The organism is Mycobacterium simulans (assembly GCF_900232995.1).
In the GTDB taxonomy this organism is placed as follows: domain Bacteria; phylum Actinomycetota; class Actinomycetes; order Mycobacteriales; family Mycobacteriaceae; genus Mycobacterium; species Mycobacterium simulans.
The window spans coordinates 1,141,878-1,163,153 of sequence record NZ_OCVX01000003.1; the positions used below are offsets into that span (position 1 = coordinate 1,141,878).

The following is a 21,276-nucleotide window of genomic DNA, read 5'->3' on the forward strand; positions in this document are numbered from 1 at the left end:
CCGACCGGGAGTATGCGGCGGATCCTCCTCGGCCTCAAGGTCGTTCGTCCTCGCTGCGCTTCGGGCGCTCCACCTTGACCCCGACTCCGCTCCACCGACCAATGTCGGGGATGGGAAACGAGGCAAAACAACAAAACAACGATCCAACGGATCCCCACCTTTGCGGGGGTCCCCAACACAGATAAGGACTCCTCAATGCCGCAGACAGGAACTTGGACCGGCGATCCGGTCTGGCTTGTCGACGTCCTGCGCGCCGAGGGCGTCAACCCCATCGAATATCCCGGCTGGCGCGACCGCGGGCATGGTGACTTCAAAGACATCCGCGGCGTCATGGTGCACCACACCGGATCGGATAGCGCGAGCGCCGCCTCGATCGCCCAAGGCCGTCCTGACCTCGCCGGGCCGCTGTCGCAGCTGCACATCGCGCGGGACGGCACGGTGACCGTGGTAGCGGTCGGCGTTGCGTGGCACGCGGGCGTTGGCATGTACCCGTGGTTGCCGACCAACATGGGCAATTGGCACCTGATCGGCATCGAATGCGCCAACACCGGTACTAGCCCCACCGCTCCACACCGCCAGAACTGGCCCGACGCACAGTATTTCGCAATGGTCAATTGCTGTGCGGCGATCAACCGTCGGCTGGCCCAGACTTCTGCCCGCACGATCGGGCATAAGGAGTACGCCGGTCGCGCCCAGGGCAAGTGGGATCCGGGCGCCATCGACATGGACATCCTGCGTCGCGACATCCAGGACCAGATCGGCCGTGTTGCCAAGCCGGCCCCGACGCCGAGACCGCCCTTGCCGGTGGGTGAGTACGCCGACATTCTGCTGTTCCGCGGCTCCGAAGGGCCGCAGGTCGCCCAACTTCAGCGCCGACTCAACGAGCAAGGCGCAGGTCTGGTGGTCGACGGGATATTCGGCCCGAACACCGAAGCCGCCGTTAGGGAGTTCCAGCGCCGGACCCGTGGCCTTAAGGTGGACGGCATCGTCGGCCCGGCCACCGCTGCTGCGCCGAGGTTGAAAGTGGGGCCCGGGCCGGAGTAGCAATGACGCCATCGTTGCGGCGTTATTGCGTTGCGGCGGTGTAGGTTCTCACGTTCGGTTGCATCTCCGACATCCACTGACCTGCCGCTTCTCCGGCTGTCTCACGGCGATTCCGTTTCGATTTGTCTCACGGACGACTGCATTTTCCTAGACGGATCCAATCGACCCCCAGGCGCTTCTCATCGCGGGCGCATGAGAGCCAGGGAGACGCGTTCGCGTTCGACGTCGACCTCGACGACCATGACCGAGACCGTGTCTCCGACGGTGACAACTTCTGAGGGGTGTTCAACTCGCCGACTGCCGAGCCGCGACTTGTGGATGAGGCCGTCGACGTCACCGAGGTCGACGAATGCACCGAAGTCGGTGATGTTCTTGATTGATCCCGAAAGGGTCTGTCCTACAGCAAGTTTTCGCAGCGCAGCCTTCTTGCGTGAGTTCTTACCGACGGGCTGCTTGCGAGGCGTGCGGTCCCGCGATGCTTTCGCCGGCGCCTTGACCACTGGCAGGACGGTCTTCTGTGCCACCGGCGGCTCGGCAGCAGCGCGCGTAGTGACACCCGGCCGCACCAACGCGCGTACTGGGATGGGAGCGTGCCGACTAAGCCTCAGCGCTGCGGCCGTCACCGCCCTCTTCGAGGCCTTGGCGCGCGGCACCGGTCAGTTCGAACGCGATCTCTTTCTTCTTGTGCCATCGGGCGCTTCGCTTGGTCTGGATGGTTTGCAGCGCGAGATGAAAGACCTGTCCGCCGGCGGGCCGTTGATCCGGGGCGATGCTGAGGGCGTCGCGCAGCAGCTGCAGCACTTCGGGGACCCCGGAATCGGTGTCGCGGCCGCTGTCGATCAGTGACGCGATGTTGGGATGGCTAAGCTTGCGCAGCGCAGCCGTCTCGCGTTCGAAGTAGAGCCGGTAGATGTCGTCAGATTTGGCCGGCACGATCTTGACCGCTACCGGGCGGCCGCCCTGATGGAGGTCGGCAGCTTTAAACACCTCGGATTGCCCGCCGAATCGGCGGGTATTGGCGATCTCGGCATAGTGGTTAGCGATCACGCGTCCCACCTGCATCTCCTCTCCAACACCGGCCGTCTTGCGACGATACTGAACACCCACGACAACTTGAGGACGTTTTCCGCCCTGGCGTCGAGATATCCCGCGCTGACAAGTCCGCACCACGCCGTGTGCACAGTTGCGCGCTCAGCTCGGCAACAGATTCACTAGCGTGGTACCGCCGCGCCAGTCGCGGTGCCCCTGAACTGCGCATGTCTTCGGTTCGGGTCCGTGTGTCTCACGTTCACTTGCACAAATTCAGTCTTGATGCAGCCGATCTTGAGAAAATGCAGTCAAACTTGAGAACCTACAAATGTAGACCTTCACCTCGCCATGTTGGCGAATCGCGACAAGTGCAGTTGATGCGCAACGGTGACGGTCTTGGTGGGGCCGTTACGGTGTTTGGCGAGAATGAAATCCGCTTCTCCCCCGCGAGGATCATCTCGCTCAAATGCGTCCGGCCGATTTAAAAGAATTACCATATCAGCATCTTGTTCTAACGAATTATGCAAGTTGATGCCATTTGCGACGAAATTGTGAGTTTCATTTACAGTGCCATCATATACGTCATATTCACCGATACTAGTAATTTCGACAATTCGATCCCAGAAAACATCGCTAGTAGCCAGCATATGAATTTCCGTGTCTTCCAGCGTCGCCGCAATCTTGTGTAACAGCGATCTTCTTGGCGCATTGCGCAACCTCGATGGACAAACCCGCCCGTTCGTCGCAGACCTGAACTCGCCACTACGGACGGACTTCCGGTTCAACGCGACTCGCACCTTGTCCCACACGCCAACAGGGACCGTGTCCGCGCCCGGACGACGCGTACGGGATTGCAGCTGCTCGAGCACAAATTCTGCACACTTGCCACGCTCACCGTGGACGCCGACTTTCGTCAAGAACGCTACTTGATTCTCGGCACTGAAAATCCACAAATACCAGCAATCACGATATCCCGCTTTGAGCACTCGTTTAATCCGGCTTTGGACACCGAGACGAAGAAGCAACTGCGCTACATCATCAATAAGACGCCTACTGGTTGATGCGTAGTAGATCCGCCCCTGGCCGACCTTGGCATCCCACCGAACGGACCCATCGGTCGCCCACAAGTGCCGCAGGAACAATGCCACCTGGTCATTGGGAGCGCGGAAAACCGCTTCCGGCACAAACTTTTCGTAACTGCGCTTCCCGAACAGCCCCAACCCATCGAGCCAGGCCGCGATCGGGTTGCGCCGACCATGTGTCAAGTGCTCCTGCGCCCGCAACCGCAGCGACGTTACGCGCGCCGCCGGGTACTCGTCGCGAACCGCGGTCACGCCGAAGTGAGCTGCCGCCACCGTCACCGCGACAAGGTTGGCCTCGTCGACCGACGCGTAACGGATCGGCTGGCGCTTCACACACGATCCGTCGCCGATCATGTGCGCGAGCAGCATCACCTCCGAGTCGTGCATCCGCTGGGTATCGACCGGCTCGGGCACCCGCCGCGGAGCTGCAATGCGGTCACCAATCTTGAGCTGCTCCAACGGAGTCCAGCCTTCTAGCTTCATGAAAGGGTGGTTACCAGTGGCCTCGACCTCGCGTCCGGAGGCCAGCCTGAGTCGGAAGACTTCCTTGCGCCCACTCGGGAAAACGTTGGTCATCGGCCGGGCGACCATGCGCAGCTGTTCGTCCAGTGACCACACCAGCGGGCGCTCGCCGGTCCGCATTAGCTCACCGAAGGTGACCTCTGCGCCGGTATCAGCGCGCAGGATTCGCGTAGCGGCCGTAAGACATCCCGACTCACGCAGGTCGGCTAACATCGGCTTTTTGTCGGTGCGCTGCTCGGGACCACGGTTGAGCTGGCTGATCGCGACCACCGGAACCTCAAGCTCCTTAGCCAATAGCTTGAGATGCCTTGAGAATTCGGACACTTCCACCTGCCGCGACTCGTGCTTCTTGCCCGAGGTCATCAGCTGTAGGTAGTCGACGACGACCAGCTTCAGGTTGGCTTTCTGCCGCAGCCGACGCGCCTTGGCGCGGATTTCCATCATGGTCAGATTCGGCGAATCGTCGATATACAGTGGCGCCTCACTGATTTCGCTCATCCGCCGCGCCAGCCGGGTCCAGTCGTCATCGTTCATCCGGCCCGAACGCATATCGGAGAGCTTGATTTTCGCCTCCGCCGACAGCAGCCGCATTACGATCTCGGACTTACTCATCTCCAACGAGAAGATGACGCTGGCCATACGGTGCTTGATCGAGCACGACCGCATGAAGTCCAGCCCGAGGGTGGAGTTGTGCGTTGGCACCATGCCGCGGCCGGCCAGATACAGGCGCTCGGGATTGTCGACCTGCACGCAGCGCACGGCAACACTGGGCACTCGGCGCACCGCATCGATCTGCAGTACCGGAGCCAGGACGGCCGTCCGACGCCCGGCGTGTCCCGACCCGGCGGGCGCGATAGTGTCCCTGCCGCAACACAATTGCGCTGACGTCCGGATGCCGTGACCCGTCGGCCACTGATGCTGGGCGTCGGCGACGATCACCGTGCCGTCGGAAAACGTGATCTCGTAGCACGGGTGGCCCAGCATGACCTCGGTCGCGGCAACCACCCGCGTCGGCCGGCCATCGGCGTCCAGTAACTCATCGCCGACAGCGACATCACCCATCGTCGTCCACCCCGACGGGGTCGGTAACGGCGTGTTGAGCGCGAGCGCCTTACCCACACCCGGTCGCGCCGCGACAATGATCATCTGGCCCGGATGCAGGCCATTGGTCACCTCGTCGAGTTCGGTGAAGCCGGTCGGCACGCCGCGCGCCAGCCCGCCGTTGGAGGCGATGGCGTCGATCTCGTCCATCGTCGGCTGTAGCAGATCCTCAAGGGGCACAAAGTCTTCGGACAGCCGTCGATCCGCGACATCGTAGATTTCCGCCTGTGCGCGATCCACGATCTCGGCGACATCGGCGCCCTCGGCGCCGGCATAGCCGTACTGCACCACCCGCGTGCCCGCTTCCACCAGCCGGCGCAATAGCGCCTTCTCAGCGACGATGCCCGCGTAGTAGCCCGCATTGGCCGCTGTCGGCACCGTCGAGATCAGGGTGTGCAGGTATGGTGCACCACCAATTCGGCGGAGCAGCCCGCGGCGGTCGAGCTCCGCGGCCACCGTCACCGCGTCGGCCGGCTCCCCACGGCCGTACAGGTCCAAGATGGCGTCGTAGACGTTCTGGTGGGCCGGCTTGTAGAAGTCGCCGGGCCGTAGCCGTTCCAATACGTCGGCGATGGCGTCCTTGCTCAGTAGCATCCCGCCGAGTACCGACTGCTCGGCTGCGAGGTCCTGCGGTGGCTGACGGCCAAATTCTCCACTTGGTGGCGCATCCATACCTGGGTGCGGCATATCGTCGACAACCGCCATGGCCTCTCACCTCCTCCGACACGAGCATCCGAACATACATTCGACAGTCATATCAAGAGCGTAAGTCAAGGCTCCGACACCCCGCTCCAGCCCACCTGACCGGCTCCTCCACAGACCGCTAGACAGCCTGCGTCGTCGCCGTCCCAACTCAATTGGCCGGCTCCTCAGCCGGCCGTTACACAGCCCGCGTCGTCGCCGTTCGAAACCACCCACATCGCTTCGCGCCGGGGACGACCGTAAACGTTGCTGGCGAGTACTCCAATAGCCGTTGTTCATGAAGCTGTGCATCGTGTGTGCATATCCGTCGACGCCTGTGTTGAGCGGGGTGTGGAGAACCTGTGGATTAATGCGAAGCGTTACGACATCACTGCTGCTAATCGTCGTACAACGCGAGACATTCGGTGTGGACAAGAATCTCTTCGGCGTGTCGGGCCAGGTTACCGCGCCGGGCGTGTTGGTTTTCCCCGAGATTTTCCTCGCGTAAAGCGCCGGTTACGCAGGCCCCGCGACAATTCGCGCAGAATAGTTCGCCAGCACGACGGTCCGCTCACAGCCACGTCAGGGCAGCCGGAAACCCCGGTGCGCCTGAGTGCGGCCACACCGGGGTAACGAACGCTAAAAGTTAGCTCTCCGCGACGACGTCGAGTGAAACCTCGACGTCGATTTCCGGGTGCAGATGCACCACTACCGGATGGGTGCCGATGGCTTTGATATGCGCCTTGGGTAACCGGACGATTCGCTTGTCGAGGTTGGGGCCACCCGCCTTTTTGATGGCGGCGACAACATCACCTGCGGTCACGGAGCCGAACAGCTTGCCGGAGTCGCTCGCCGTCTTGACCGGCAGCGAGACCGGGCCCAGCGCCGCAATCGCCGTCTTGATCTCGTTGGCGTGTTCAAGGTCGCGCACCATCTTGGTTTCGCGGGCGCGCCGGATCTCGTCGGCCTGCTTCTGGGCGCCGCGTGAGGCTACGATCGCCAACCCGCGCGGCAGCAGGAAGTTGCGACCGTACCCGTCCTTGACCTCGACAGTGTCACCGACCGAACCGAGGTGGTCGACATCGGCTGTCAGAATCAGCTTCATCGTTTACGTACTTTCCGTTGGGAGGCCGGCGGTTACCGCGTCGAGGAGGTGAAGGGCAGCAGCGCAACCTCGCGGGCATTCTTTACCGCGAGCGCGATGTCTCGCTGATGCTGCACACAGTTGCCGGTGACCCGGCGCGCCCGGATCTTGCCGCGCTCACTGATGTAGGTCCGCAGCAACGCGGTGTCCTTGTAGTCGATCTGTTGGTCCTTTTTGGCGCAAAAGACGCATTTGCGCGACTTGACCGGCTTCTCCGGAGCCGGGCGCCGCTTGCTGGACTTGGCCATGGTTGTCTTTCTTTCCGTTTCTTAACTGGTCGTGAAGTGTCTGCAATCTAAAAGGGTGGTTCGTCGTCACCGCCGCCGAACGAGCCCGACGCCGGGGCGCTGCCCCACGGGTCGTCACCCGATCCGCCGCTTGGCTGGGCAGCCGGGGCCTGACGCGGTCCGCCGCCGCCGCCGCCGAAACCGCCCCCGCCGCCGCCGCTTCGGCTGGCCTTGTTCACCTTGGCGGTCGCGTACCGAAGCGAAGGCCCGATCTCGTCGACCTCGACCTCGACAACGGTGCGCTTCTCACCCTCGCGGGTTTCGAACGAACGCTGCTTGAGCCGCCCGCTGACGATCACCCGCGCTCCCCGGGTGAGGCTCTCGGCCACGTTCTCGGCCGCCTCCCGCCAGATGTTGCAGCGCAAGAACAGCGCCTCGCCGTCCTTCCATTCGCCGCTCTGGCGGTCATAGATCCGGGGTGTTGATGCCACCGTGAAGTTCGCGACGGCAGCACCCGACGGTGTGAACCGCAATTCGGGGTCAGCGGTCAGGTTTCCGACGACGGTGATAGTGGTGTCACCAGCCACAATAGTTCTCCTTGCTCCGCTTGTTCCTCGCCCGGTGGATGGTCATCAGCGAGCGTACGCAACAGCGCTGACAGCTAGTGCTTGTCGGTGCGCATGACCTTGGTGCGCAACACCGACTCGTTCAGGCTCAGCTGACGGTCGAGCTCGGACACGGTGGCGGGGGCGGCCTTTAGATCGACCACCACGTAGATGCCTTCGGCGTGCTTGGCGATCTCGTACGCCAGCCTCCGCTTACCCCAGATGTCGACCTTCTCGACCGTTCCTCCGTCCTTGCGGACGACGTTGAGAAACGTCTCCAAAGATGGGGCGACGGTGCGTTCGTCAAGGGTCGGGTCAAGGATGACCATGATTTCGTATGGACGCATGGGAACCTCATCACCTCCTCTGGTCTGCGCGGCCACGGTCGTTCCGTGGCAGGAGGGTCGCCTGCGTCGGCAACCGCCCCAGGCTACCGGATGCCGGCCGGCCTGGAAAATCCGCGCGATCGCCACGATCCCCATTAGTCGCCGGCAGGCATCTTGCAATGAGACAAATCGTTCAACGCTGGCGTCAATGTGAGTGCAATGCGCACAGTGCCTATGCGAATTGTCGTCGAGTACCGTTCGCATACCGAACAGCTAAAAGATGGCTGTCCCAAACCTAAAGGAATGCATCATGACAATCTTGCTCGAGAAGCCGCAAGCAGATGTCAGCAAGGTGATCGCGGAGGCGTTGGAGTCGGCGAGCCCAAGTGTCGCACCGGGGGCGGTCTTCTTCCTATTCCCAACGGATCGCGAGTTGTCTGTATAAGGAAACGCGAAGTCGTCCGTCTTCAGACGGTACCGGCGGAGTGCTGCCGCGATGCAATGGGTAATCAAAACCACCAAGTTGTGCAACCTGCGATGCAAATATTGCTATGAGTGGGAGCACCTGTCGGACCCGACAAGGATGTCGGAGGCCGTCTGGAGACGGGCTTTAATCACTATCCGCGACTACGCCGAGCTGACGAGGCAGCGCTGCGGCCACGACATACCCGTGGACATCATTTGGCACGGCGGCGAGCCCACGCTGCTACCCCGTGCATACTTCGAGCGAGTGTTCGCACTGCAGCGGGAAATCTTCCCCAATGAATGGATCGAAAGCCGCCGGGTGAGAAATTGCCTACAAACCAATCTCTACTCCGTTCGCGATGAGCACCTCGATGTGTTCGAAGAATACGGAATTGAGCTTGGCGTCTCGGTCGACTTTGCCGAGGGCGTGCGATTGACGGCTGGAGGCCGTGCAACTGAGTCGGCAGTACGCGCGAACATACGACGACTACAGGACAGGGGTTTACCATTCAGCATCATCAGCGTGCTGGCCGGGCACACGGTAAGCCAAATCGAGCAGGTATTTGACGAGATCACTCGAATCAATAAGCCGGCGCGGCTGCTTCCGTTGTTCGGCGGTCCGCCGACGCGCTCGATGGAAGGCGTCACTGTCGGCCTGTCGGACATCCTGGACGCGATCATGGTGTTCTTTGATTTGTGGTTCTCGGCCGGAATGGCCCCGCGGGTCGATCCCCTTGATCAGTGCATGCGCACGGTAATCCTGAAGCGACTGAACGTGGTGCGCCCAAGGCAAAACCGGGCGCTGTTAGGTAACGATGTCCTTGTTATCGACCGCGATGGCACGCTAGCCTGCGACACCTATCGCGAACACGGGAACCTCGGGAATGTCACTGAGACGCCCATTGAGGACATTGTTGACGGCCTCGCCTACCGCAACCTGATCGCCGAGGAAACGCGTCTCAAGGGATCGGTCTGCACTGAGTGTCCTTTCCTGGGCGCCTGCGACACCAGCCCGATCGCGCGCCACTTCGACAGCCACGTCTTGCAAGACTGCCCGCTCGACAAGTATCTGCTGCCGCGGATTGATGCCCATCTTGAAAATAGGGGCTTCTTCGACGACGACTTCAATAGCACGGCCCAAGACGTCATGGCGGCTCATATGGCGGAAGCGCGCGGAGCAACAGTTTCGTACTGATTACTTCCGATTACTTACGCAATTGCAGGAATTCGGCGGCCCTGGCCTTCGTCGCCGCGTCCGAGCTCGACGAGCTCACGAAGCTTGCTGACCACCGGCTCGGATGTATGCCGTCGACATGACATCAATCGAGTCCTCCTCGCCCTAATTCTGGGGCATCGAACTCCCACAGGAACTGGCTCGGACCCGAGGACTCACTTCACTTTGGCATGGGTCAACCCATAAGCTGGTGCGCCGTGACTGCGTTCCCTAATGCGCCCACCGCGCCCTCGGTGATGTCCGCTCCACTCGCCGAGGTTGACCCCGAGATCGCAGACCTGTTGGACCAGGAACTTCGCCGTCAGCGGGACACCCTGGAGATGATCGCCTCGGAGAACTTCGTACCACGCTCAGTGCTGCAGACCCAGGGCAGCGTGTTGACCAACAAGTACGCCGAGGGATTGCCCGGCCGGCGATACTACGGTGGCTGCGAGCACGTCGACGTCGTGGAGAACATCGCCCGCGACCGCGCCAAGACGCTGTTCGGCGCCGATTTCGCCAACGTGCAGCCACACTCGGGCGCCCAGGCCAACGCCGCAGTGCTGCAAGCGCTGATGAACCCGGGGGAACGGCTGCTCGGGTTGGATCTCGCCAACGGCGGCCACCTGACCCACGGTATGCACCTGAACTTCTCCGGCAAGCTGTACGACGTTGGCTTCTACGGCGTCGATCCGACGACCCACCTGATCGACATGGATGCCGTGCGGGCGAAGGCGCTTGAATTCCGCCCGAAGGTGCTCATCGCCGGTTGGTCCGCCTACCCGCGAATTCTGGACTTCGCGGCGTTCCGGTCGATTGCCGACGAGGTTGGCGCCACGCTATGGGTGGACATGGCGCATTTCGCGGGCATGGTCGCCGCGAGGTTGCACCCATCCCCGGTGCCGCATGCCGCCGTGGTGTCCACGACCGTGACCAAAACGCTCGGCGGTGCCCGTTCGGGCCTGATCCTGGGCAAACAAGAGTTCGCCAAGGCCATCAACTCTGCGGTGTTCCCCGGCCAGCAGGGCGGACCGATGATGCAGGTCATCGCGGCCAAGGCGGTCTCGCTCAAGATCGCCGCGACACCCGAGTTCGCGCAACGTCAGCAACGCACCCTGTCCGGCGCCAAGATCATTGCGGACCGCCTGATGGCCCCAGACGTCGCCAAGGCAGGCATGTCGGTGGTCAGCGGCGGCACGGACGTCCACCTGGTGTTGGTCGACCTGCGCGACTCTCCGTTGGATGGCAAAGTTGCCCAGGATCTACTGGAAGAGATCGGCATTACCGTCAACCGCAACGCGGTGCCAAACGACCCCCGGCCGCCGATGGTGACCTCTGGTCTGCGGGTGGGGACCTCGGCGCTCGCGACCCGCGGCTTCGGGGACGCCGAGTTCACCGAGGTCGCCGACATCATCGCCACCACCCTGATGGCCGGCGCTGCGGCCGATCTGCCCGCGCTGCGGCAGCGGGTGACACGGCTAGCCAGGGAATACCCGCTCTATGAGGGACTCGAGGACTGGAAGTTGGTTGGTCAGTAGCGCGGTGCCGACGCCCAGACCCGACACTGGGAGGTTGCGCCTAACCGGCCACCTCGGAAGTCAGCGCTAACAATCCCCTGAGCTGTTCGCCGTACATGCTGAGCGATTCGGTAGTCAACATGTCGTCATGCGTGCAGTCGACCGAATATTCTGCAATGTCTCCCGCAACATAAGGTCGCCAACATTGCAATAGAGACGAAGTTCGATCGACCGCACTCCGCGCGGCCGAAAATATGATCGCGGTACCAGCGAATACACCGGGCGTGTGCCCTAATAGATACGATTCAACAGTCTTAAGGTTTTCAACCATGAACTCCAAAAGCTGTTTGGATGCGGTGTCAGGTCCTAGCTCGTCGATCTCTGTCCGACTGTCAGGCAGGTACCGTTCCAGCATTTCGCGCGCGAAATCTTGGACAACTTCATTCTCGTCCAAAGCCTGGTCCCTTACGGCGCCGCCGGTATCGGCACAGTGTACGGCGTCCAGGAGTACCAGGCATTGGATTTCGAATCCCTGGCGAGAAAGCTCAATCGCCAGTTCCTGGGCAATTACACCTCCCAAAGACCAGCCGAGAAGCTTGTAGGGTCCATCAGGATAGGTCGCTTTAACCCGCTCCGAATAAACCTTTGCCATATCACGTATTGATCTTGGTTGAATTTCCGCGCCTTGAAAGATTTGTTGAATGCCAATGATTGGACCGTCCAAATAATCACCCAAAGCCCGATACGCCCAGCTAATGCCACCACCGGGATGAATGCAGAACAACGGAACGCCAGTACCGCGCTTGAGCGTCTCGACCGGAACGATATCTACCGAACTGACATGTGTGCGCAACCGCTGACTCAAGCCTGCAACAGTGGGCGCGTCGAACAAGATGCGCACCGGCAGGTGGGCGCCAAGGGACGCGTTGATCGCGGCGATCGCCCGCATCCCCAGCAGCGAATCACCGCCGAGGTCGAAAAACGAGTCGTCGACACCGACCCGGTCTAAGCCCAGCACCTCGGCGTAGATGTCGGCGAGGACCTCCTCGGTGGGCGTGGCAGGGGCCCTATACCGGCAAGCGGCACTGTAATCGGGGGCCGGCAGGGCCCGCTTGTCGAGTTTGCCGGTGACGGTCAACGGCAACTCGTCGATCGCCACGACCGCAGCCGGCACCATGTGTGCCGGCAGCCGCTCGGCCAGCACCGCGCGCACACCGGTCACATCCACTGCCCCGCAGACATACCCCACCAGGCGTTTGTCGCCGGGCTGGTCCTCGCGGACGACCACCGCCGCTTGGGTCACCCCGTCCAGCCCGGCCAGCGCCGCGGTCACCTCACCTAGTTCGATGCGGAACCCGCGGACCTTGACCTGCTCATCCGTCCGCCCGACATACTCCAGTTGGCCATCAGCGCGCCAGCGCACCAGATCCGCGGTGCGATACATACGTTTTCCCTGCGCTCCCGCGCCGCCGAACGGACACGCCACAAACCGCGACGCGGTCAAACCCGGGCGGCGCCAATACCCGCACCCCACCGCATCGCCGGCCACATACAACTCGCCGGCCCCGCCCGCCGGCACCGGCCGCAACCACTCATCCAGCACAAAAAACGCCGCCCCAGCCACCGGTGAGCCGATCGGCGGCACCCCCGACCCCGGCCTCAACGGCGCACTCATCGATACACACATCGTGGTCTCGGTTGGGCCGTAGCCGTTGATCATCACCCGTCCGGGTGCCCAACGGTTCACCAGCTCGGCCGGGCAGGCCTCACCGGCCACCGCCAACGTCACCGAATCCAAACCTTCGGGCGACAACATCGCCACCGCCGACGGGGTTTGGCACAAGAAGCTGACCTGCTCAGAAACCAGCAAGGCGTGAAGATCCTGCGCCGAGCCCGCCACCGACTCGGGCACCACCACCAGCCGCCCGCCGTGCAAGAGCGCCCCCCAGATCTCCCACTGCGAGATGTCGAAAGCATACGAGTGGCACTGTGTCCACACCCCGCCAACCGGTACGGGTGCGTCCAGTGACCCCATCAGCTGAGTGACATTGTGGTGGGTGATGGCCACCCCTTTCGGGGTCCCGGTGGTGCCTGAGGTGTAGATGATGTAGGCGATCTCATCTGGGGCTGGCGCCGGCGGCGTTGTATTGGGTTGGGTGTCGACAGCGGCGTTGTTTACGTCGATGACCATCACGTCATGGCCGTTCAGCCGGTCGGCCAGATGGGTAGTGGTGATCGCGGCAACCGGGGCTGCGTCGGCGAGCATGAACGCGATCCGCGCCGCCGGCAGTGCGGGGTCGATGGGCAGGTAGGTAGCCCCGGTTTTGAGCACCGCCAGCATCGCCATGATGGCTTGGCCGCTGCGTTCAAACAGCAGGGCCACGCACCCGCCCGGGCCCACACCGTGATCAGACAGCAGGTGCGCCAACCGGTTGGCCGCCTCATCAAGCTCACGGTAGGTCAGTGAAAACTCACCACAACCGACCGCCACCGCCGACGGGCTGCGCTCCACCTGCGCGGAAAACACCCTCGGAATCGACACCGGTGCCGCCGAGACGGCGGTCAACACCGCGCGGTTGCCCCACAGATCCAACCGAGCGTGCTCGCCGGCGTCGAGTAGGTCCACCGACGACAACCGCCGCCCCGGGTCGGCGGTCATCGCCGCCAAGACTCGCTCTAGCCGTTCGATGAGCGCCTCGATGCTAGCCGCATCGAAAACGTCGGTGCGGAATTGGACGCGAAGTTCCAACTCCCGGCCCGGCAGGGCTTGCAGCACAAGCGGGTAGTGGGTGGCTACGTGGCTGGTGATGTCGGTGATGGTCAGGTCGTGGGCGCCCTGCGGCACGACGGTGTCGATCGGAAAGTTTTCGTAAGCGAAAACGGTATCGAACAGCACATCCCGCCCGGTGAGGCGGTGGATCTCGGTTAGCGCCAGGTGCTGGTGCTCGAGGGTGTCGTTGTGGGCGCTTTGCAGTTGGTCGAGGAGGCTTGCTGTGGTGGTTGCCGCGGTGATGCTCGCTCGGACCGGCATCGTGTTGATGAATAGGCCGACCATCGATTCCACGCCGGCCAATTCGGCTGGCCTGCCCGAGACCGCGATGCCGAATGCGACATCATGGTGGCCGGTCAGCCACGTCAGCACCTGCGCCCAGGCGGCCTCCAGCACGGTGCTGACGGTCGTCTGGCATGAGCGCGCTAGCTGGGTAAGCGCCGAGGTGGTCTCGGCAGGAACCACAAACGACTGAACGTCTCGCTGCCCGAGCCCTAACCGGTCCGCCGGGCTGACCAGTGTCGGGGCGTCAAAGCCGGCGAACACCTCACGCCAGGCGGTGTGGGCAGCCTGGTGATCCTGATTAGCCAGCCAGTCGAAGAATCGGCGATACGACCCGACCGCAGGCAGGTCTTCCCCGCTATAGCTGGCGAATATTTCCCGCAGCAGGATCGGCAGTGACCAGCCATCTAGCACGATGTGGTGATTGGTCAGCACGAGCCGGTGCTGGTCTTCAGCTGTTCGGATCAAAACAGCGCGACTGGGTGACTGGTGAGCCAAATCGCAGACAGCGGCGCGTTCGGCGGCACACAGCCGCTCGACCTGCTCATCGGGGTCAAGATCGCCGCGAGTCAGGTCAACATACCGCCACGGCGCCACCGAACCATCCGGGATGATCTGCACCGGTTCGCCCGACTGCAGATAGACGAACCGGGCCACCAGCTGCGGATGGCGGTTGAACACCATCTGGACGGCATCGCGCAGGCGGTTGTGATCGAGCGGGCCGGTCACGCCGATATTGAGATCCATCGAATACAGGTCGCCCAGATCGGCGGGAGACTCCGCGTAACTGGCGTGGAAGAGCAGTCCCTGCTGCAAGGGTGTCAGCGGCAAAATGTCAGCGATCCGGTATCGCAGTTGGAACTCGTCGATCTCGTCCTGACTTAAGCGGGCGGGCCTGAGATCGGAGGGGGTTAACCCGCCCCCGCCGTGGCGGACATGAGCGCAGATGCCGCCGAGGGCGTCAAACCACAGCTGCCCCAGCCGAGCGATCTGGGCACGATCAACCGCGGACGAGGCCCACATCCAGTCGGCGTGCAGTCGCGGACCGGCGTCGGTGTCGACGGTGACGGCGCTAACCTCTACGGTGTGCGTCAGCGGCATCGGCACAGCCGCGCTGGAGGCGGTCAACGACAAGCCTTCGCCACCGATCCGCCACCGATCACCGGCGGCCGAACACTCGGCCGGTCCGCCCAAACGTCCCAGGTAATTGAATCCGATCTGCGGGTCGGATCCGGTGAGCTCAACGTGAGTGTTGAGGTAGCGCAACAAGCCGTGCGTCAGGCCGTCGGGGTGGGCTCGAAGCTGCTCTTTAACACCCTTGACCACCGCCCCCAGCGCCGCCGCACCGGCCACCACCTGTTCCCAGCCGATAGCGCCCACAGTTACCGACACCGGGTATTTGGCGGTGAACCGCCCCACGGTGTGCGACAGGTCAATGCCCGGGAACAGTTCCTCGCGGCGCCCATCGCCCTCGACGTCGATGCTGATCGGCTCGGCGGTATCGTCCAGAAACTGCGCCCACGCCAATACGAACGCGATCAACAGGATGTCGTGCACCCCGGCATGAAACGCCGCCGGCACCTCATCAAGGAGCATGCGGGAAGTCTCCGCGTCCAACACCGCCGACAGCTGGCCGGCGGTGGCCAACGTATCCACCGCGGGACGCACCGCGGGCAGCGCCGGCCGAACCGCCACCGTCCGCCGCCACGCGCCCGCCTGGTCGACAACCGCCGCACAGCGCGCGTGTTCACGCAGCAGCGACGCCCACCGGCGATACGACGTCCCTGTCACTGGCAACGCCACGTCCCGCCCTTCGCGACGCTGGCCCCAGGCGACGTTAAGGTCGTCCAGCAAAATCCGCCAGGACAGCGCGTCGATGGCCAGATGATGAATGACCAGCACCAGTTGAGCGGCGGGGGCGACCCACAGTGCGCTCAGCATCACCCCGGCGGCCGGATCCAACCGGGACCGGGCCTCCACTAGAGCATCGTCGGACAACGCCTCCACCCGCTGTAGGCACTTGTCCGCATCCACAGAACCGGGTTCGGTCACAAACCACAACCAACCTCCGGCACCGTAGTCATCAACCCGCAACCGCAGCATCGCATGCCGATCCAACAAGGCCTGAAGCAAGACCACGACGTCGTCGGTAGTGACCCCCGCGGGAGCCGTCACCGTCATCGTCTGGTTGACCTGCCCAACCGGGCCGTCGACACTGGCCAGCCAGCACATGGTCGGTGTGGGCAACACCTGCCCGACGCCCTCATCGATCACCGCGCCCTCACCACGAGTGGAACTGGCGACCCGGGCCACCCCGGCAACAGTCTGCTCAACAAAAATGTCGCGCGGCTTGCACACAACACCGGCGGCGCGGGCCTGCGCCACCACCTGTATCGACGAAATGCTGTCACCGCCGAGGTCGAAAAACGACGCGTCGACACCCACGCTGTCCACACCCAGCACCCGGGCGTAGATGTCGGCAAGGATCTCCTCGACCGGGGTGGTAGGGGCCCGGTAACCGCGATCGCGGTATTCCGGCGCCGGCAGGGCCCGCTTGTCGAGTTTGCCGTTGACTGTCAACGGCAGCTCCTCCAAAACCACCACAGCCGTCGGCACCATGTACTCGGGCAGCCCAGCGGTCAGCGCCTTGCGTATCCCCTCACCATCCACTGTCCCGGTGACCGCGGTGACATAGCCCACCAAACGCTTGTCGCCTGGGCGGTCCTCACGGGCGATCGCCACCGCCTGCCCCACCCCCGGGAGGTTTGCCAGCGCGGCAGCCACCTCACCCAGCTCGATGCGATACCCACGGATCTTGACCTGCTCATCAGTACGCCCGAGAAAGTCCAGCTGCCCATCGTGGCGCCAGCGCACCAGGTCCCCGGTGCGATACATACGTTCTCCTGGCGCTCCCGCGCCGCCGAACGGGCAGGCCACAAACCTGGACGCCGTCAAGCCAGCCCGACGCACATACCCACAACCCAGCAAGTTGCCCGCCACATACAACTCGCCGGCAACACCCACCGGCACCCGCCGCAACCATCTGTCCAGCACAAACAACGCCGCCCGAGGCACCGGCGAACCGATCGGCGGTACCCCCGAGTTCGCCACCAGCGACGCGGTCATCGTCGCAAACACCGTGGTCTCAGTAGGCATTGATCATCACCCGCCCGGGCGCCCACCGATCCATGAGCTCGGCCGAGCACGCCTCACCGGCCACCACTAACGCCACCGACGGCAAACCCTCAGGCGATAACATGCCCAGAGCTGACGGCGTTTGACTTAAGACGTTGACTCGTTCGGAGACCAGGAGGCTGTGAAAGTCGGTCGCCGACCGCGCCACCGACTCGGGCACCACAACCAGCCGCCCGCCACCCAACAGCGCACCCCAGATCTCCCACACCGAGAAGTCGAAGCTATAGGGGTGCCACTGCGACCACACCTGCTCCGGTCCCGGTGGCAGGCCGGCGAACGGTGAGTCGAACAGCTGGGTCACGCTGCCGTGGGAGACGGCCACACCCTTGGGGACGCCGGTCGTGCCCGAGGTGTAGATGATGTAAGCGATGTCGTCGGCGGCTGGCACCGCCAGCTCGGTGCACGGGCGGGTGTCGATCCGGGGGTCATCGACATCGATCACCGCCAGGTTGTGCTCGTCCAGCTGCGGACGCACGCTGGCGGTGGTGATAGCGGCCACCGGCCCCGCGTCCTCGATCATGAACGCGACCCGGGCCGGCGGCAGCGCCGGGTCGATGGGCAGATAGGCCGCCCCGGTCTTCAATACCGCCAGGATCGCGATGATGGCCTGCGCGGAACGCTCAAACAACAGCGCCACACACTCGCCCGGGCGCGCACCATGGCCAGCCAGTAGGTGCGCCAACCGGTTGGCCGCCTCATCAAGCTCGCGGTAACTCCACGAGTCCCCCTGGTAACTCAGGGCCACCGCCGACGGGCTGCGCGCCACCTGCGCGGAAAACACGCTCGGAATCGACACCGGTGCCGTCGAGACGGCGGACAACACGGCGCTGTTGCCCCACAGGTCCAACCGAGCGTGCTCATCGGCGTCGAGCAGATCCACCGACGACAACCGCCGCCCCGGATCAGCGGTCATCTCCACCAACACCCGCTCCAACCGAACCATGAGCGCCTCAATGCTTGCCGTGTCGAAAACGTCGGTGCGAAATTCCACCCCTCCCGCAATGCCGGCGGGCTCACCAGCACTCGTCCAGAGTTCAGTGAGAGAAAACACCAGATCCATCACGACGGTCTGGGTGTCCACCGTCGTATACGTGACCTCTAGATCACCCAAGACCACCCCGGCTGCGGGCTCATTGACCTGCCGGGCGAAGTTCTGCCAGGTCAACATCACCTGGATCAGGGGTGAATGGGTCATCGATCTGGCCGGTTGGAGCCGTTCAACGAGCAGCTCAAAGGGAACGTCTTGGTGTTTGTAGGCCTCCAGGCAACGCTCTCGCACCTGGGCGAGCAGTTGAGTGAAGGTGGGATCACCGGACAGGTCGGTGCGCAGCACCAGTGTGTTGAGGAAAAACCCCACCAGCCCATCCAGTGCGCTATCGCCGCGGCCAGCGGTCGAGAAGCCCACCGCCACATCAGTGCTCGCGCTGACCTTCGACAGCAGCACGGCCAGGGCTGCCTGGACCACCATGAAGCTGGTCGCATTGTGCTCGCGAGCAACACGGGCCACGCGCTCTTGCAGTCCCGCCGTCCACTCGACAGCAACGGTGCCGCCGCGGTGATCTTCAACCAGCGGATAGGGCCGATCGGTGGGAAGCTCGAGGCGTTCGGGCATCCCGGCCAGGGCATGCTCCCAATAGGCCAGCTGGGTAGCGACGAGGCTGTGGTTGTCCGCTAGATCGCCGAGGTTTTCCCGCTGCCACAGTGTGTAATCGACATATTGCACCGGCAATCCCACCCAGACCGGAGCCTGCCCGGCGCACCGGCTCGCATAGGCGGCCCCCAGATCGGCGAACAATGGGGTGAACGATGCGCCGTCCGTGGCAATATGGTGCACGGTGATCACCAATAAGTGCTCCCCGTCGGCGACGGTGAAAAGCTTTGCCCGCAGCGGGATTTCGGTTGCCAGGTTAAATGAGTAACGCGCCGCGGAGTCGATAGCCTGGCGCAGCTGGCTTGCCGGCCATCCGGTCGCGTCGACGACATCCCAGCCGAAATCTGCCCACACAGCGGGGACAACCACCTGTTGCGGTATTCCCTCGACCGCGGGGAACACCGTACGCAGGCTCTCATGACGGCCCACCACATCGGCCAGCGCCGCGCCTAACGCATTGGCATTGAGCTCACCGCGCAACCGCAAAGCGACCGCTACGTTGTAGGTGGGTGAGGGCCCCTCGAATTGATCGATGAACCACAGCCGGCTCTGCGCAAACGACAACGGAACCACTGCGGGTCGGGCAACAGGCACCAAGGGCTTGAACCGACCCGAAACCGGCCCCTCGATATCGGATGTCAACTGGTCAATCGCCGGCGCGTCGAGCAAGGTGAGCGCACCTGGATTCTCTTGAGTCGTTCTGGTGATCTCTTCCCACAGGTGCTGGGTGAGGGCGGCCGGTGTGGGATGGTCGAAGACGACGGTAGGTGATAACGCCAGCCCGGTCACGGTTTGCAGCCGCTTGCGCAGCTCGACGGCGGTGAGAGAGTCAAAACCCCGATCTTGGAACACGCGGTCGGCTTCGATGGCGGCGGGATCGGCACCTAGGACGGTCGCGACATGGGCGCATACCAGCTGCAAAAGCATCGACTGTTGCTGTTCATCGGAGAGCCCGGCCCATCGCTGCCCTAATGCCGACCCCGAAGTAGCCGCATCGCGGTCCTCGACCACCGACCGCCGCTGCGGACCCCCCACCGACCTGCCCGATAGCCAGTACCGCTGCCGCTGGAATGCATATGTCGGCAATGGCACTCGGGTGGGGTGATGCGGGGCAGTTGTCGTTGCCCAGTCCACGCTGACTCCGGCCACGTTTGCTTCGGCTAGGGAGGTGATAAAGCGTGTCCAGCCGCCTTCGTCGCGGCGCAGTGAACCCAACACCGCCACCGAAGTTGCCTGCGCGCGGCTGGCTTCGGCGGTTTCGGTCATCGCCACCGTTAACACCGGATGCGGGCCCATTTCGATCAACGCCCGACATCCCTGATCGATCAGCACACGGGTGACCTGCTCAAACTGCACCGGCTGACGCAAATTGGCATACCAATACCGGCCATCAAGGGCCTCGGTGGACAGCTGCTCGCCGGTGACCGTGGAGTAAAACGGCACAGTGCCCGCGCGGGGGCAGATCCCCGACAACTGCGCCACCAACCGCTGCTCGATAGCTTCGACCTGCGCCGAATGCGAGGCGTAATCCACCGGGATCCGCCGCGCGAACACCCCTCGGGCCACACACGCGGCCACCAACTCATCCAATGCGTGCGGGTCACCGCTGATTACCGGGGAGGCCGGGCTGTTGCCCGCGGCTACCGACCCCCGCCCGCCATAGCCGGCCAATTGCTCACCGACCTGGGCTGCGGGCAACCCGATGGATGCCATTCCCCCCGACCCGACCAGCTCGGCGATCGCCTGGCTGCGTAGCGCCACCACCATCGCCGCATCGTCTAGGCTCAGCCCGCCGGCCACATATGCCGCGGCGATCTCGCCCTGGGAATGACCCATCACCATGTCGGGGGCCACCCCGCAAGAACGCCATAACGCCGCCAACGACACCATCACCGCAAACAACGCCGGCTGCACCACATCCACCCGGGTCAACCACGACTGGCCACCGCCGCGCAACACCTGCTCCAACGACCACTCCACATGGGCGGCCAGCGCCTGCCCGCAGGCCCGCATCTGGTCGGCGAACACCGGCGAGGAATCCCACAACGCCACCGCCATCGCCGGCCACTGACCCCCCTGACCTGGAAACACAAACGCGGTCTTGCCCTCTGCCACGACCCGGCCGGTCACCACCCCGGCCATGGGTTGCCCGGCCGCCAACCCCGCCAACCCGGCCAACAACTGCTCGCGGTCGACACCGACCACCACCGCCCGGTGCTCTAACCCAGCCCGACCCGTGGCCAACGAAAACCCCACATCCGCGGCCCCCAACCCCGGGTGCTCGGCCAGATAGGCACCCAACCGGGCCGCCTGGGCCTCCAACCCCGCCTCGGTCTTGGCCGACACCGGCCACGCCAGCACCACCCCCGCCTCCGCCAGCACCGGGGTCGGGGTCGGTGTCGGGGCAGCCGCACTGGTGGTG

General features: G+C 63.7%; 12 protein-coding genes and 2 pseudogenes. 5 read left to right on the forward strand and 9 right to left on the reverse strand.

Translation table 11 applies throughout. The annotated features are described in order from the left end of the window. Window positions 1-195: 195 nt before the first annotated feature. Window positions 196-1,044, forward strand: coding sequence for a peptidoglycan recognition protein family protein (locus MSIMFI_RS05925; protein ID WP_085250992.1), 849 nt, complete (start codon window positions 196-198; stop codon window positions 1,042-1,044). Window positions 1,045-1,223: 179 nt separating this feature from the next. On the opposite strand, the gene MSIMFI_RS28880 is transcribed toward MSIMFI_RS05925, so the two are convergent. From MSIMFI_RS28880 to MSIMFI_RS05940, 3 genes are all read right to left on the reverse strand, one after another. Next, the gene (locus MSIMFI_RS28880) at window positions 1,224-1,568 is read right to left on the reverse strand and encodes a S1 RNA-binding domain-containing protein (protein ID WP_191496506.1); all 345 of its coding nucleotides are present in this window, start codon (window positions 1,566-1,568) and stop codon (window positions 1,224-1,226) included. Window positions 1,569-1,641: 73 nt separating this feature from the next. Further along, entirely contained in the window at window positions 1,642-2,100 is a 459-nt protein-coding gene (locus MSIMFI_RS05935; RefSeq protein ID WP_191496507.1) for a protein kinase family protein, read from the reverse strand. A gap of 311 nt (window positions 2,101-2,411) precedes the next feature. Further along, window positions 2,412-5,483: a replicative DNA helicase gene (locus MSIMFI_RS05940; RefSeq protein WP_191496508.1), complete on the reverse strand. Its 3,072-nt coding sequence runs from the start codon at window positions 5,481-5,483 to the stop codon at window positions 2,412-2,414. A gap of 346 nt (window positions 5,484-5,829) precedes the next feature. Here MSIMFI_RS05940 and MSIMFI_RS05945 point away from each other — a divergent pair, with 346 nt between their 5' ends. Beyond that, window positions 5,830-5,967, forward strand: coding sequence for a hypothetical protein (locus MSIMFI_RS05945; RefSeq protein WP_191496509.1), 138 nt, complete (start codon window positions 5,830-5,832; stop codon window positions 5,965-5,967). A gap of 138 nt (window positions 5,968-6,105) precedes the next feature. Here MSIMFI_RS05945 and rplI read toward each other — a convergent pair whose 3' ends face one another. From rplI to rpsF, 4 genes are all read right to left on the reverse strand, one after another. Beyond that, complete coding sequence (gene rplI, locus MSIMFI_RS05950; RefSeq protein ID WP_191496510.1) at window positions 6,106-6,564, reverse strand: 50S ribosomal protein L9; 459 nt, start codon at window positions 6,562-6,564, stop codon at window positions 6,106-6,108. Between the two features lie 32 nt (window positions 6,565-6,596). After that, window positions 6,597-6,851, reverse strand: a complete 255-nt coding sequence (gene rpsR / locus MSIMFI_RS05955; RefSeq protein WP_085250977.1) for a 30S ribosomal protein S18 — start codon at window positions 6,849-6,851, stop codon at window positions 6,597-6,599. Window positions 6,852-6,898: 47 nt separating this feature from the next. Further along, window positions 6,899-7,417: a single-stranded DNA-binding protein gene (locus tag MSIMFI_RS05960; protein ID WP_191496511.1), complete on the reverse strand. Its 519-nt coding sequence runs from the start codon at window positions 7,415-7,417 to the stop codon at window positions 6,899-6,901. Between the two features lie 74 nt (window positions 7,418-7,491). Continuing rightward, window positions 7,492-7,782 (reverse strand): 30S ribosomal protein S6, encoded by a 291-nt coding sequence (gene rpsF / locus MSIMFI_RS05965; RefSeq protein WP_085250975.1) that lies wholly within the window; start codon window positions 7,780-7,782, stop codon window positions 7,492-7,494. Window positions 7,783-8,071: 289 nt separating this feature from the next. On the opposite strand from rpsF, the gene MSIMFI_RS28885 reads away from it, so the two are divergent. From MSIMFI_RS28885 to glyA, 3 genes are all read left to right on the forward strand, one after another. After that, complete coding sequence (locus MSIMFI_RS28885; RefSeq protein WP_263597332.1) at window positions 8,072-8,206, forward strand: hypothetical protein; 135 nt, start codon at window positions 8,072-8,074, stop codon at window positions 8,204-8,206. A gap of 51 nt (window positions 8,207-8,257) precedes the next feature. After that, window positions 8,258-9,421 (forward strand): radical SAM protein, encoded by a 1,164-nt coding sequence (locus tag MSIMFI_RS05970; RefSeq protein WP_191496512.1) that lies wholly within the window; start codon window positions 8,258-8,260, stop codon window positions 9,419-9,421. A 275-nt stretch (window positions 9,422-9,696) separates the two neighbouring features. Beyond that, entirely contained in the window at window positions 9,697-10,977 is a 1,281-nt protein-coding gene (glyA, locus tag MSIMFI_RS05975) for a serine hydroxymethyltransferase (protein ID WP_191498049.1), read from the forward strand. Between the two features lie 40 nt (window positions 10,978-11,017). Here glyA and MSIMFI_RS29205 read toward each other — a convergent pair. Both MSIMFI_RS29205 and MSIMFI_RS05985 read right to left on the reverse strand, forming a co-directional pair. Next, a pseudogene (locus MSIMFI_RS29205) lies at window positions 11,018-19,772 on the reverse strand (amino acid adenylation domain-containing protein); the annotation flags it as partial. Window positions 19,773-20,048: 276 nt separating this feature from the next. Continuing rightward, a pseudogene (locus tag MSIMFI_RS05985) lies at window positions 20,049-21,236 on the reverse strand (acyltransferase domain-containing protein); the annotation flags it as partial. Between the last annotated feature and the right edge of the window lie 40 nt (window positions 21,237-21,276).

What these genes read in the sequence shown, in the direction of transcription:
- MSIMFI_RS05925 (WP_085250992.1), top strand. Translation starts at nt 196, where the DNA reads ATGCCGCAGACAGGAACTTGGACCGGCGATCCGGTCTGGCTTGTCGAC.
- MSIMFI_RS05940 (WP_191496508.1), bottom strand. Translation starts at nt 5,483, where the DNA reads ATGGCGGTTGTCGACGATATGCCGCACCCAGGTATGGATGCGCCACCA.
- MSIMFI_RS05945 (WP_191496509.1), top strand. Translation starts at nt 5,830, where the DNA reads ATGCGAAGCGTTACGACATCACTGCTGCTAATCGTCGTACAACGCGAG.
- rplI (WP_191496510.1), bottom strand. Translation starts at nt 6,564, where the DNA reads ATGAAGCTGATTCTGACAGCCGATGTCGACCACCTCGGTTCGGTCGGT.
- rpsR (WP_085250977.1), bottom strand. Translation starts at nt 6,851, where the DNA reads ATGGCCAAGTCCAGCAAGCGGCGCCCGGCTCCGGAGAAGCCGGTCAAG.
- rpsF (WP_085250975.1), bottom strand. Translation starts at nt 7,782, where the DNA reads ATGCGTCCATACGAAATCATGGTCATCCTTGACCCGACCCTTGACGAA.
- MSIMFI_RS28885 (WP_263597332.1), top strand. Translation starts at nt 8,072, where the DNA reads ATGACAATCTTGCTCGAGAAGCCGCAAGCAGATGTCAGCAAGGTGATC.
- MSIMFI_RS05970 (WP_191496512.1), top strand. Translation starts at nt 8,258, where the DNA reads ATGCAATGGGTAATCAAAACCACCAAGTTGTGCAACCTGCGATGCAAA.
- glyA (WP_191498049.1), top strand. Translation starts at nt 9,697, where the DNA reads ATGTCCGCTCCACTCGCCGAGGTTGACCCCGAGATCGCAGACCTGTTG.